Origin of the sequence: Roseibium sp. FZY0029 (assembly GCF_036350355.1) — a bacterium.
Classification (GTDB): Bacteria; Pseudomonadota; Alphaproteobacteria; order Rhizobiales; family Stappiaceae; genus Roseibium.
Genome location: NZ_JAZDVZ010000004.1, coordinates 195,448 through 208,701, shown reverse-complemented (window position 1 = coordinate 208,701; position 13,254 = coordinate 195,448). Strand labels below are relative to the sequence as shown.

The following is a 13,254-nucleotide window of genomic DNA, read 5'->3' as shown; positions in this document are numbered from 1 at the left end:
AAAACTGGAGACGCTTTGCGTCAGTAGCCGGCGGCGAGAGCGCCAGGGCGGCGCGGGTCGGAGGCCCCGGCCAGAACCCCGTCAACGAGCATGATCGACTGAGTCGACCCCATGGCGTTCTTGACTTCCACCTTGTGTCCGCGCTCTTCCAGAAGCCGGATGGTGTCCGGCGAAAGACCTTCCTCGATGCGGATCTCATCCGGCAGCCATTGATTGTGGATGCGCGGGGCGGCCGTTGCCTCGGCGATGTTCATGCCGTGGTCGACAACGTTGAGAATGATCTGCAGCGTGGTGGTGATGATGCGGCTGCCCCCGGGCGAACCCGTCGCGAGGAACAGCTTGCCATCCTTGAACACAAGCGTCGGGCTCATGGAAGACAGAGGCCGCTTGCCGCCCTCGACCGCGTTGGCCGTGCCGCCGACGAGGCCATAGGCATTGGGTACGCCCGGCTTTGCGGAAAAGTCGTCCAGCTCGTTGTTGAGCAGCACGCCGGTGCCGTCGGCGGTGAGGCCGACGCCGTAGGAGAAGTTCAGAGTGTAGGTGTTGGAGACGGCGTTGCCGTCCTTGTCGACAACGGAAAAATGCGTGGTCTGGTTGCTTTCATAGGGGAAGGGGTCGCCGGGTTTCACGTCAACCGAGGGTGTAGCCGCGTCCATCTTGATGGTCTTGACCAGTTCCGCCGCATAGGCCGGATCGGTCAGGCCCTTCACCGGAACCTCGACAAAATCCGGATCGCCCAGATATTTGGAGCGGTCGGCATAGGCGCGTCGCATGGTTTCGGCCATCACATGGATGCTGTCGGCGGAATTCGGGCCATATTCGGCCAGCGGATAATCCTGCAGCATGTTGAGGATCTGCACGATGTGGACGCCGCCGGATGAGGGCGGTGGCATCGATGCGATTTCATAGCCGCGATAGCTGCCGGTAACCGGTTCGCGCCAGACGGGTTTGTAACCGGCCAGATCGTCTTTGGTCATGCCGCCGCCGGCCGCCTGTACCTTCTGCGCAATCTTTTCGGCAATCTCACCGGTGTAGAATCCGGCCGCGCCTGTGTCGGCGATGACCTTCAGGGTGGCGGCGAGGTCAGCCTGCTTGAGGGTCTCTCCCGGTACGAACGGCAAGCCGCCGGTCTTGTAAAAGATTGCAGCCGTTGCCGGGTCCTTCAGCAGCCGCTTTGCGGATGCGGTCAGCGAGGCGGCAAGGTCCGGCGTCACTTCGATGCCGTTTTCGGCAAGATCGATCGCAGGCGTAACGAGCTCGGCCCAGGTCAGCTTGCCGCTGCCGTGTTTTTCGAAGGCTTCGGCAAAACCGGCAACGGTGCCCGGCACGCCGACAGCAAGTCCGGAGAAGCGGGACTTCTCATTGTCGGGCTCGCCGTCTTCTCCCAGAAACATGTCCTTGAAGGCAGCGTCCGGTGCCTTTTCCCGATAGTCGAGCGCCTTGGTTTCACCACCTTCCGCCAGGTGGATCATCATGAAGCCGCCGCCACCCAGATTGCCCGCCCGGGGCAGCGTGACAGCAAGCGCGAAGCCGGTGGCAATTGCGGCATCGACTGCGTTGCCACCTTTTTTCAAGATGTCGACACCGACGCGGCTTGCGACGGCCTCCTGGCTGGCAACCATGCCGTTCTGCGCCGTTTCCGGCTGAAAACGGTCTTTCAGCGAGTAGATGGGCGTTTCCTGCGCCGCAAGGGGTGCCGTGAGGCCGGCAACGAGCGTTGCTGCCATGGAAACGGCGGCAAAGCTGGATCTGAGAAAATGTTTCATGGGTTCCTCCGGTCGCCGGATTGGCGGGAGCTTGCAAGTGGTAGGCAGATCGCGCAGCAGGCGTGGCGGTCTTCCCGGCAACTTTAAGTCGTTCTTGATTCAGCGCAAGGCCAGATGATCAGATAGGCTGCAGTCTGAAAGCGGCAAGCTGCAAGAGGGCAAGGGTGCACACCCTGGACCGCGACTGGTTGAAGGAGGATCCATGAGCAACACAATTGCGGTTTCGACACCGTCTCTTCCTGCGAGAATTCGACTGTTCCTGGGTGGGGCCACGCTTATGTGTGCCGTTGTCCTGTCTGGTGCAGGGGCTGCCGTGGCAGGTGATGCCGCCACCGGCAAGGCACTGGCCCTGCAATGGTGCGCTGCCTGCCACCTTGTGTCGGACGAACAGGACCGGGCTTCCAGCGCGTCTCTGCCCAGCTTTTACGACTTGGCGAAGGATCCGGGCTGGTCTGAAGAAAAACTCACAACCTTTCTCGCCAATCCCCATCCGCAAATGCCGAACATGACCCTCGGCAACACCGAGATCGCGAATCTCTCAAGCTACATCGAGTCCCTGGCGCCTTGAGGCGGGGCGATTTGACAGACGGGGCGCCGTTTCAGGAGTGCGCTGCCCATCCTTCGAGACAGCGCGTTTGCGCTTCCTCAGGATGAGGGAGCGGGATTGGCAGGGTCTTCGTTTTGGCAGAGGGTTTTCCGGACTGAGAATTTCCAGTTAGACGGCTAAAACTCGAATTCGGCCAGCATGGCGGCGTGGAAAGAACCGGCGTAGGTGTCTTCCTCTGCGTCGAAGACTTCATCCGGCAGGCCGACGTTGAACACCTTCAGGTCAATCGTGCGGTGAGCCATGGAAGCGCTGGCTAGAATGTGGTCCAGCGCCTGACCCTTGCCCTTGTGAATGACGGTCTGGCGCCTTTCCGCGGGCAGCGAGGCGTCGAGTTGATAAAGTCGGCGTCCGGCAAGTTTCGGCGAGCCGGTGTCGTCCGGGTCGGCGCGCAGCAGCCTGAGAGTGCCGGTCTCACCGGTCGCGTTGAAGTCGCCAGCCAGCACGACGTGACTGTTCTCGTTCGCATCGAACAGGCTTTCCACGGCAAGGCGCAATTCAAGCGCCTGGGCGGTCTGCTTCAAAACCGATAACTGATAGCCTTCCGCCCATGCCGAGACGGAGGACCATGTCCGGTCCTCTCCCTTGCCGCCGCGGATCATGGCGGCAATCGGCGCCCTGAGGTGAACGCAGAAGACATGCAGGGGCCGGTCGGTGCCGATATCGATTTCCACCTGCAGGACCGGCCGATCGAACAGGATCGTCTGCGGGCCGTGGTAGGCGGGTTTAGCGGTTTTGGGTTGCCACTGGGGCGGGTGCGCGTGGGTTTGATAGAGGCTGAGGAAACTGGTTATCGGAAACCGAGAGAGAACCACCAGATTGTGACGGTCACCGGGGCCCTTTCCGGATGGGCGCTCGCTGGTTGCCCGGTGAAAGCCCTCGTAGGGCGTTCCTTCCAGGAGAAGATCCAGGGCCTGAAATTGCCGTGCAGCCATGCCTTTTATCTTCTGGGCGTTCACCTCCTGCAGGCACAGCACATCAGCCTCAAGTTCCAGGATTTTCGGCCGAAGCGCGTCCAGCCTCGGGGTCAGGGCATCCGGGTCATGCCGGTCTTCGCCGAAGGATTCCATGTTGAAGGTGGCAAGTTTCATTCAGGCGGCCCGCAGCTTGGAGAAGCGTGAGTGAAACCATAGCGGTACAGCGGATCAAGTGGTAGAGAGCGCTGGTTCGAGAATGATCTGTCCAGAGGGGGAGAGACAAATGAGCGGCGAGGCGTGCCCTTGTGGCAGCGGCAAGGGGTTCGAGCTTTGCTGCGAGCCCTATCTTTCCGGCAAGGCTGTTGCCGATACCGCGGAGGCGCTCATGCGCTCGCGCTATAGCGCCTATGTTCGCCAGTTGATCCCTTATCTGAAAGAAACGCTCTGGCCGAAGTATCAGCCGGGCTTCGATGCCCAGGGCACTGCGCGCTGGGCGGCGGAAAGCCACTGGACGGGCCTCAGCGTCCTGGCGACAGACAAGGGCGGCCCGGCCGATCGGGACGGCACCGTGCTTTTCGAGGCGAAGTACCTGTCCGCCGGCCAGCTTCACACCCACCGGGAATTGAGCCGCTTTCGCAAGAAAGGCGGACGCTGGTATTATGTGGAAGCCGTGCCGGAATAGGCGGGAGCCTGTCTCGAGTGTTGAATTCAAAAAATCGTCCGGTCCCTGCGATTGGCGGCGGGAGCAGGGACCGGACCAATTTGCGAATAGAAGGGGAGGCAGCCCTCAACATTCGCAACAAGGAGATCGGGAAGGCCCGCGGCAAGAGGCAGCCAAAGGGCGGTCGACAGGGTCGAATCGACTTATGTTCTCCATTTGTTCTTGTTAACACGATTCTGCAGCGTCACGTCAAGCAGGAAAGCACGTTTCAGGGGTTGAAGAAGTTAAGGTCGGGCTTGCCGGGAGAGGCCGTGACTCAGAAGCGTTGAGACCTCCCGGCATGTCATCACACATCTGTGAAGCATTGCCGGGTGTGTTTCAGTGATCGCCATAGAATATTAAGCCCCTCCTGTCACAAATACGCAAGATTACTCATAAGGGACCCCTAAGTGCGTTTTTCCGCCAACTCCTGGACCAAGCGTTTGCAAAGCGCCGCCTCGCCGCTGGGGTTGGGGAAGGGGGCCGACCAGATCCTGGATTTCCTGAAGGGAGACGGAAGCGACAGGCATGCGGCGGGCCGGATGGCAGTCTCGACCTTTGCCGTGCGGATCGCCGGCGCTGCCCTTGCCTATCTGTCCCAGGTCGTGCTTGCCCGTCTGTTGGGAGCCCATGACTACGGTCTTTATTCGGTCGCCTGGACCTTTGTGATCGTGCTGGGGGTGATGGCCTGTGGAGGATTTTCCACCTCCGCCAGCAGGTTTATCCCGCAGTATCTGCAAAGCGGTGACATGGCGCGCCTGCGCGGGTTCCTGCGCACCAGCCGTCAAATGGCGTTTTTCCTCGGCGGCGCGGCTGCCGTCATCGGCATCGGCTGTGTCACCCTGTTCCGTTCTTATATCGATACGTCCTATTTCCAGCCGCTGAGCGTCGTTCTGCTGGCACTGCCGTTTTTCGCGTTCGGTCTGGTGCAGGACGGGATCGCCCGCAGCTACGACTGGTCTTCGCTGGCAATGCTGCCAACCTATATCTGGCGGCCGCTGGCTATCCTGTTTCTGCTGGTCTGCGCGGTGCTGGCGGGCTTTCGGCCCGATGCGCTGACAGCGGCGGTGGTGGCTGTCGCGGCAACCGTCCTGGTCGCGCTTTACCAGTTTCTCCATCTCAGCCGGCGGCTGCGTCCAAGCGTTCCACGCGGCCCACAGAAGACCGAGTTCAGGTCGTGGCTGGCGGTGTCCATGCCGATGCTGATGGTCGACGGTTTCCTGCAACTGATCACAAGCGCCGACGTGATCATGGTCAGCTTCTTTCAGCATCCGGACGAGGTCGCGGTCTATTTCGCTGCGTCCAAAACGCTGGCCCTGGTGCATTTCGTTTATTTTGCCGTGCGGGCGGCTTCGGCCCATCGCATTTCCAGCTTCACTCACAACGAGGATCTTTCGGGGCTTGCCGGTTACATGCGGCAGGCGACCCTGTGGACGTTCTGTCCGTCTGTGGCTGCGGGAGCGGGCCTGCTTTTGATTGCGCCCCTGCTGCTGGCCCTGTTCGGCAGCGACTTTGAAAGCGGCTACGAGCTGATCGCCCTGTTGATGATTGGTGTGCTTGCGCGCGCCTCCGTCGGACCGGCCGATGCACTTTTGACGATGACGGGGCACCAGAACACCTGCGCCGGCATTTATGCCGGGACGTTTTTCCTGAACATCGTCCTCAATCTCATTCTGATCCCGCTGCTCGGCCTTGCCGGCGCGGCCATTGCCACAAGTCTGGCGATCCTTTTTGAAGCCACTGCCCTTGCGGTTGTGGCAAAACGGAAGCTCAATATGACGACATTCGTTTTGCCATTGCTTTTCTCCAGGGACCGTCCGGTTGACCAGTGATTCATCCCCTCCCGTGCCGTTTGAGGTTTTGTTCCTTGATCCGTTGAGCCCTGAGACCCCGCTGGAGGACTGGCAGGCGCTCTGTGCGGCAGCGCTCAGTCCGAACCCGTTCTTCGGCCCGGATTTCCTCTGTCCGTTTCTGGACAACATGGCCAAAGGTCGGGTGCGGCTCGTCGTGGTTCGGGAGGCGCCAGGCGGGCGTTGGCTTGTGGCCGCTCCTGTCGGCCGCCGCCGGTTCGGATTGGCTGTTGCGGTCAACACGACCTGGGCCACAGACTATGCACCGCTCGGCACACCGCTGATCCACCCGCAGGCGGGTGCCGAAGCGATAGCCGCTTTCCTTGACGCCGCCAGATCCCCCGGCAACGCGCTCGCCATTCCGTATTTGCCGCTGCATTCGCAATCGGCAATCCGGTTGCGGGCAGCAGGGTCCGGCAAAAGATCGGTTCTGAACAAATCCGTCCGGGCCAGCCATAATGGTGGCGCCACGGGCAAGGCACAGCTTGCGGAAGCCGACAGCGGCAAAAGGCGCAAGGAAATGCGCCGGCTGATGCGCCGGCTGGGCGACCATGGCAAGACGACGTTTAGAACCCTTGACGGCCCGGAGGCGGTTGCCGGGTTTGAGGCCTTTCTGGCGCTGGAAGCCTCTGGCTGGAAGGGCCGGGAGAGAACGGCTCTGGTCAGTCAGCCCCGGACGGCAGACTTTGCCCGCACCGCCATTGCCAACCTGGCCCGGCGAAACGCGGTGCGGATCGATCAGCTCTGGTCGGGCGAGACGCTGGTCGCCGCCCTGGTGCTGTTCTTGCAGTCAGGCAAGGTGTTTTCCTGGAAGATCGCCTTTGACGAGGCGTTCGCGCGATATTCGCCCGGTGCCCAGCTTGCGCTGCAGACCTTGAAGACCAATCTGACGATCCCGGGGTTCAGGGTGGCGGATTCCCTTGCCATCCCGGGTCATTCGATGATCGAGCCGCTGTGGCGGGGGCGGTTGGAAATCGGTACGGTGCTTTATGCCGACGGTGCCAAACGCGCTCTTTGCAAGGCGGACTTCAAGCTGGTACAAGCCTTGCGCAAGGCCGCCCGCGCAGTCAGGGCGCGCCTGCGCTCCTGAGGCAGAACCAGGCTAACCTTCGACGCTTTCCAGATCGCGCAATTTTCTGCGAATGATCTTGCCGGTGGTGGTCATGGGCAGGGAGGAGACGAATTCGATTTCCCGCGGATATTCATGGGCCGAGAGGCGCTCGCGGACGAAGGTGCGGATGTCGTTTTCCAGAGCGGTGCTTTTTGTCTCACCCGGCTTGAGAACGATGAAGGCCTTGACGATTTCCGTGCGCAGCGGATCCGGTTTGCCGACGGCAGCGGCAAGCGCGATGGCCGGATGTTTCAATAGACAATCCTCGATCTCTCCCGGTCCGATGCGGTAGCTTGCCGAGGTGATGATGTCGTCGTCGCGACCAACGAAATGGACATAGCCGTCCTCGTCCATTAGACCCTGATCACCAGTGATCATCCAGTCGCCGATGAACTTCTCCCGCGTTGCCTCCGGCTTGTTCCAGTATTCCAGGAACATGACCGGGTCCGGCCGGCGGATGGCGATCTGGCCTAGGGTTTCGGCCGGCAGTTCCCGGCCGTCATCGTCGATGATCGCAACCTGATGGCCGGGTGTTGCCTTGCCGATGGCGCCTGATCGGCTGACACCGAGGGCTGCGGCGGAGCCGAGCACTGCGTTGCACTCCGTCTGACCGTAGAATTCATTGACCTTGAAACCGAATTCCGCAGCGAACCAGTCGTAGGTTTCCCTGCCAAGAGATTCCCCGGCGGAGCCGACGCTGCGCCAGGTCAGGTTGAAGCGCTTCGCGGGACTGTCGACAGCCCGCAGCATTTTCAGGGCCGTCGGCGGAATGAAGGCATTGCGGATTTTCTGTCTTTCCAGAAGATGGAAGGCGAATTCCGGGTCGAACTTGCGGGATGCGTGGCAGACCACCGGCACGCCGAGCGACAGGGCTGGAAACAGAGCGTTCAGCAAGCCGCCCGCCCAGGCCCAGTCGGCGGGGGTCCAGAGCAGGTCGCCGTCGCGGCCGAGAAAATTCTGCGAAAGCTCGATGCCGGGCATGTGGCCGAGCAGCACCCGGTGCCCATGCAGCACGCCCTTGGGCTGTCCGGTCGTGCCGGACGTGTAGATCATCAGCGCCGGGTCGTCGGGGGTGGTTGCGAGGGTCTGGTAGGTGTCGGAGGCCTTCTCCAAAAGATCGTGAAAGCCGAACACACCGGTTTGCGGACCGTCGACCGAGATCACCAGATCAAGGCCGAGAAGGTCGGACCGGATGTCGGCAAGCTTCGCAAGACCAGCGCTATCCGTCACCAGGACACGCGCGCCGGAATCGGAAAGCCTGTAGCGCAGCGCCTCCAGTCCGAACAGGGCCGCCAAAGGCACGGCGATTGCGCCGGACTTATAGGCCGCCAGATGCGCGATGGCGGTTTCGGGGATTTGCGGAAGCAATAGGGCGACCCGGTCGCCGCGGTTCAGGCCAAGGCCTTCCAGAGCGTTGGCGAAGCGGTTGGCTGCCCGGTTCAGGGCAAGATGGCTCCAGTCCCGGTGCGAGCCGTCTTCAAGAACCTGACGAATGGCAAGACGGCCGGGATCCTGAGCGGCCCATTGGTCGCTGACGGCTGCGGCCATGTTGTACTTCGCGGGCCGAGGCCAGCGGAACGTTTCTTTCAGCGCGTCGTAGTTGGCTGTTGGCTGCAGCATGTCAGAGCGTCCGGTGCATCAATTTTAAGCAGCGGAGTTTAGGGCGGTCATTGCTGCAGTGCAATAGAGCCGACATCATCGACGGAAATCGAAGTTTGCACGCCATGACCTGACACGCCAACGGCACTGCCGGTATCGCATTTTCCAAAAGGTGTCCTCGTCAGCACCTCCTGTAAAATCAGCAGTTTGACGGGATCTGTCACGAGAAGCAGGCAGGCGGGAACGAAATGCCTCCGATCAGTCATTTCTTTGCGAGCGGGTGGGCGCTTTCGACCAGCTCTCGCAGGCGCTCGTCCAGAACGTGGGTGTAGATCTGGGTCGTTGAAATGTCGGCGTGGCCCAGCAACTGCTGCACCACTCTGAGATCGGCACCGTTCTGCAGCAGATGGGAGGCGAAGGCATGACGCAGCACATGCGGGGAAATCTTGCCGGCATCGAGCCCGGCGGCAACGGCGAGGTCTTTCAGTTCGCGCGCAAAATGCTGGCGGGTCAGATGTCCGCTGTCGCCGTGGGAGGGAAACAGCCAGGGGCTTTTGTCATAGGCGCCTTCGGCAGCGCGCAAGCCGACATAATCCTTCATGGCAGCCTGGGCAGCGCGGGAGAGCGGCACCAGCCGCTCCTTGCCACCCTTGCCCTTTATCTCGATCAGGCGCGCGTCCCTAAGAGCCGCGGTGATCGGCAGCGCGACCAGTTCCGAAACGCGCAGACCGGTGGCATAGAGCACCTCTATCAGCGTGTACATGCGCTGCGCGCGCAAGCGTGCTGCCACGCTTTTCTGGGGCTTTTCGGTTTCAACACGCGCCGTCTCGATCAGCCTGTCGACATCTTCCATCGACAGCACTTTGGGCAGGCTCGCGCGTTTCTTCGGGGCGGACAATGTCCGGGTCGGGTCGTCTTCCCGCATGCCTTCGGCATAGAGGAACTTGTAGAACTGCTTCAGCGCGGACAGGCGCCTTGCCTGTGAGGTTTCGGCAAATCCGCGCCGGTTGAGATCGCCCAGATAGGCCGAAATGTCCTCGGATTGTGCGGAGCCGAGGGTCTTGCGCCCGAGAAAGCCCGAGAAGTCCTCAAGGTCGCGGCGGTATCCGGCCAGCGTGTTTTCCGCCGCACCGCGTTCGGCGGCCAGCATTTCCAGGAAGTTCTCAAGATCGAAACCGGTTGCCATCGCGTCTGCCTGCCGAAAGGACCTCAAGAACGTGCCGTGGATGACCTGTCTGTTGAACGACGGGTCAGCGGCCGAAACCGTCTTTCTTGACCCTTATTTCGATTTCCCGTTCGCGTGGTTCGACAAGATTGGCCAGGGAATAGATCGCGCCGTAGCCAAGCGCGCCGAGCAGCAGCAGCACGAGCAACAGGCGGGTCAGGGTCGGCACGTCGGCTGTCTCCATGTCAGGGCGTCGGTTCCCTTGCGGGCAAGCGAATCGGATAGGCGATTGTTTCAACAAGGCGGGGGTGCATGCAAGGCAAAGCAGCAGTCTGTCGGGCGGAGTTCCCCCGTGTCTTTTTTGACGAATATGCTAAAACGCCGCCATGACAGAATACGACAAGGCGCGGTCTTCCGAAGGAGGATCCGCGGAGACAGACGTAAAAACCGTTGATCTGGCCCGCCTGGTAGCTGCCCTGGGGCATCGGTCCATCGTTCTCGTGGGGATCATGGGGTGTGGCAAGTCGACAGTCGGCAAACGATTGGCGCATCGGCTTGGGCTTGAATTTATCGATGCCGATACCGAAATCGAGCGCGCGGCCAACATGAGCGTTGCGGAGATTTTCGCCGAGCACGGTGAACCTTATTTCCGCAGCGGTGAGGAACGGGTGATCGCCCGGCTTCTGCGTGAAGGGCCGCAGGTGTTGGCAACGGGCGGCGGCGCGTTCATGAGCGAGGCGACGCGTTCCGAAATCGCCGAGCATGGCTTGTCCATCTGGCTGAAAGTCGATTTCGACACGGTCATGGCGCGGGTCCGGCGCAGATCCACGCGGCCTCTGCTGCAGAACCCCGATCCCGAGGGCACCATGCGCAAGCTGATGGCTGACCGCGAACCAGTTTATGCCAAGGCGGCATTGACGGTCACTTCTAGGGACGTTCCGCATGAAGCGGTGGTCGACCAGATCATCGCCACCCTGGCGGAACATCTCTTCAATCGCGAGGCCACCAGCGCCGCGCAAACATCAATGTCTTGAATTTTAAAGCGTGACGGCATGGTAGACACGGTAGTGGCAAAAGCATTGTTAGGCCGGGACGAGAAGATCGTCCGGGTCGATCTTGGCGCGCGCAGTTACGACATCAAGATCGGCCGGGGACTGCTTGAGGGTGCGGGCGCGGAAATCGCGGCCGTGATGCCTGGCGCACGCCTTGCGGTCGTTGCTGATGAAACCGTTGCCGGCCTGCATCTGAAGGCCTTTTCGCAAAGCCTGAAGGCTGCCGGGCTCGAACATACGGTCATCACGGTGCCGGCGGGTGAAGGCACCAAATGCTTCCGGGAATTCGAACGCTTGTGCGACGAGGTTCTGGCCGCCCGGCTGGAACGCGGCGACGCGGTGGTGGCCCTTGGCGGCGGTGTCGTCGGCGACCTGACCGGCTTTGTCGCCTCCGCCGTGCGGCGTGGCATGGCCTTCATTCAGGTGCCGACCACGCTTCTTGCCCAGGTCGACAGTTCCGTCGGCGGCAAGACCGGCATCAACTCGCGTCATGGCAAGAACCTGATCGGCGCTTTCCACCAGCCAGCGCTGGTGCTGGCCGACACCGCGATTCTGGACACGCTGCCGCTGCGCGATTTCCGCGCCGGTTATGCGGAAGTTGCGAAATACGGGCTTCTGGGCGATGCCGACTTCTTCGGCTGGCTGGAAACCAACTGGCAGGCGGTCTTTGCCGGTGGCGCGGAGCGGGATGAGGCTGTCGCAAGGTCGTGTCAGGCAAAAGCGGATGTGGTGGCCGCGGACGAGCTGGAATCAGGCCGCAGGGCACTGCTCAACCTGGGCCACACGTTTGGCCACGCGCTGGAATCAGCCGTCGCCTACGAGACAGAGCGTCTGGTGCATGGCGAAGGTGTGTCCATCGGGATGATGCTGGCGCATGAATTTTCTCAGCGCCTCGGCCTCATTGGTGAGGACACCGTCGAGCGTGTCCACAAGCATCTGAGCGATGTCGGTCTGCCGGTTCGTTTGCAGGACATTCCCGGCCAGTTGCCGCCGGCGGGAACGCTCATGGATATCATCGCCCAGGACAAGAAGGTCAGCCGGGGCGCGCTCACCTTCATTCTGACGCGCGGCATCGGCGAAGCCTTTGTCGAAAAAGGCGTCGATCCCACATTGGTGTCTGACTTTCTGAAGGAGAAACTTGAGGCATGACGGAAACGGCTCTCTGGCTGGCGATTGTCGCCGTCTTCGTTCTCCTGTTCCTGTCCGGCTTCTTTTCCGGCTCGGAAACGGCGCTCACCGCCGCATCGCGCGCGCGCATGCACCAGATGGAAAAAACCGGCGACTGGCGCGCCCGGGTGGTCAGCCTGCTGATCGCCAACCGCGAGCGGCTGATCGGCGCGCTGCTCCTGGGCAACAACCTGGTCAATATCCTGGCGTCTGCGCTGGCAACCAGTGTGTTCCTGTCGCTTTTCGGCGACGCGGGCGTTGCGCTTGCAACCCTGGTGATGACCGCCCTCGTTCTGGTTTTCGCCGAGGTGCTGCCGAAGACCTGGGCGATTTCGAATCCGGAGCGTTTTGCGCTGGCGGTGGCGCCAATCGTGCGCTTCGTGGTGGCGGTGTTCGGTCCGATCGTTGTCGGGGTGGAGTGGATCGTCCGCAACATTCTCAAGCTGGTTGGCGTCAATATCGGCGACGACACCTCGATCCTGTCGCCGCATGAGGAACTGCGCGGCGCCGTCGACCTGCAGCATATCGAAGGCGGCCTGGAAAAGGGCGAGCGTGACCGCCTCGGCGGGTTGCTCGACCTGGCGGAACTGGAAGTCTCGGACGTTATGGTTCACCGTACCAACATGGTGGCGCTGAATGCGGACGAAGCACCGGACAAGCTGGTGAACGCGGCTCTGGCATCGCCTTACACCCGCCTGCCGATCTGGCGCGGGGAAAGCGACAACTTTGTCGGCGTGCTCCATGCCAAGGATCTGCTGCGCGCGCTGCAGGCTGCCGGTGGCGATGCTGCGAAGATCAACGTTCTGGATATCGCTGCCCCGGCCTGGTTCGTTCCCGACACGACCTCGCTGCAGGATCAGCTCAACGCCTTCCTGCGGCACAAGTCGCATTTTGCCCTGGTTGTCGATGAGTATGGCGAGGTGATGGGCCTGGTCACGCTGGAAGACATTCTGGAAGAGATCGTGGGGGAGATCGCCGACGAACACGACGTGGAACTGGAAGGCCTGCGGCCGCAGGCGGACGGCTCGGTGATTGTCGACGGCTCCGTGCCGATTCGCGATCTCAACCGCGCTGCCGACTGGAGCCTGCCGGACGACGAGGCGACGACGATTGCCGGTCTGGTCATTCATGAAGCCCGGATGATCCCGGACGAGCGCCAGATCTTCACCTTCCACGGCTTCCGCTTCACGGTGCTGCGCCGGGAGAAGAACCGTATCACGCGGCTGCGCATCATGCCGCTTGGGCAGACGCCTGGCGCCAAGATGCCGGGTGGCGCCGCCCAGGCCGTCGCCGGTGCGGCTGCGAAAGCGGGCGGTTGATCTC

12 protein-coding genes are annotated in these 13,254 nt (G+C 61.7%); 7 read left to right on the top strand and 5 right to left on the bottom strand.

Annotated elements, in window-relative coordinates:
* Positions 1-20: 20 nt before the first annotated feature.
* Positions 21-1,766, bottom strand: coding sequence for a gamma-glutamyltransferase (ggt, locus tag V1T76_RS12540; protein ID WP_330560998.1), 1,746 nt, complete (start codon positions 1,764-1,766; stop codon positions 21-23).
* A 202-nt stretch (positions 1,767-1,968) separates the two neighbouring features.
* On the opposite strand from ggt, the gene V1T76_RS12535 reads away from it, so the two are divergent.
* Positions 1,969-2,334, top strand: a complete 366-nt coding sequence (locus V1T76_RS12535; protein WP_330560997.1) for a cytochrome c — start codon at positions 1,969-1,971, stop codon at positions 2,332-2,334.
* A 155-nt stretch (positions 2,335-2,489) separates the two neighbouring features.
* Here V1T76_RS12535 and V1T76_RS12530 read toward each other — a convergent pair whose 3' ends face one another.
* Positions 2,490-3,461, bottom strand: coding sequence for an endonuclease/exonuclease/phosphatase family protein (locus V1T76_RS12530; RefSeq protein WP_330560996.1), 972 nt, complete (start codon positions 3,459-3,461; stop codon positions 2,490-2,492).
* A gap of 109 nt (positions 3,462-3,570) precedes the next feature.
* On the opposite strand from V1T76_RS12530, the gene V1T76_RS12525 reads away from it, so the two are divergent.
* From V1T76_RS12525 to V1T76_RS12515, 3 genes are all read left to right on the top strand, one after another.
* The gene (locus tag V1T76_RS12525; RefSeq protein WP_330560995.1) at positions 3,571-3,969 is read left to right on the top strand and encodes a YchJ family protein; all 399 of its coding nucleotides are present in this window, start codon (positions 3,571-3,573) and stop codon (positions 3,967-3,969) included.
* Between the two features lie 428 nt (positions 3,970-4,397).
* Entirely contained in the window at positions 4,398-5,819 is a 1,422-nt protein-coding gene (locus V1T76_RS12520) for a lipopolysaccharide biosynthesis protein (protein ID WP_330560994.1), read from the top strand.
* The gene (locus tag V1T76_RS12515; protein WP_330560993.1) at positions 5,809-6,927 is read left to right on the top strand and encodes a GNAT family N-acetyltransferase; all 1,119 of its coding nucleotides are present in this window, start codon (positions 5,809-5,811) and stop codon (positions 6,925-6,927) included. The genes V1T76_RS12520 and V1T76_RS12515 overlap by 11 nt, the downstream gene beginning before the upstream one ends.
* A 12-nt stretch (positions 6,928-6,939) precedes the next feature.
* On the opposite strand, the gene V1T76_RS12510 is transcribed toward V1T76_RS12515, so the two are convergent.
* The 3 genes from V1T76_RS12510 to V1T76_RS12500 form a co-directional block, all read right to left on the bottom strand.
* Positions 6,940-8,568, bottom strand: coding sequence for an AMP-binding protein (locus tag V1T76_RS12510; RefSeq protein WP_330560992.1), 1,629 nt, complete (start codon positions 8,566-8,568; stop codon positions 6,940-6,942).
* 241 nt (positions 8,569-8,809) lie between these two features.
* Positions 8,810-9,733: a site-specific tyrosine recombinase XerD gene (gene xerD, locus V1T76_RS12505; RefSeq protein WP_330560991.1), complete on the bottom strand. Its 924-nt coding sequence runs from the start codon at positions 9,731-9,733 to the stop codon at positions 8,810-8,812.
* A gap of 64 nt (positions 9,734-9,797) precedes the next feature.
* Entirely contained in the window at positions 9,798-9,956 is a 159-nt protein-coding gene (locus V1T76_RS12500) for a hypothetical protein (RefSeq protein ID WP_330561458.1), read from the bottom strand.
* Between the two features lie 142 nt (positions 9,957-10,098).
* Between V1T76_RS12500 and V1T76_RS12495 the strand changes: the two genes are divergently transcribed.
* From V1T76_RS12495 to V1T76_RS12485, 3 genes are read left to right on the top strand one after another with little or no spacing between them, the layout of a single operon-like run.
* The gene (locus V1T76_RS12495; RefSeq protein WP_330560990.1) at positions 10,099-10,746 is read left to right on the top strand and encodes a shikimate kinase; all 648 of its coding nucleotides are present in this window, start codon (positions 10,099-10,101) and stop codon (positions 10,744-10,746) included.
* Positions 10,747-10,764: 18 nt separating this feature from the next.
* A complete protein-coding gene (gene aroB / locus V1T76_RS12490) occupies positions 10,765-11,913 on the top strand; it encodes a 3-dehydroquinate synthase (protein ID WP_330560989.1) in 1,149 nt (382 codons plus the stop codon).
* The gene (locus V1T76_RS12485) at positions 11,910-13,250 is read left to right on the top strand and encodes an HlyC/CorC family transporter (protein ID WP_330560988.1); all 1,341 of its coding nucleotides are present in this window, start codon (positions 11,910-11,912) and stop codon (positions 13,248-13,250) included. Before aroB ends, V1T76_RS12485 begins: the two co-directional genes overlap by 4 nt.
* Positions 13,251-13,254 lie beyond the last annotated feature (4 nt).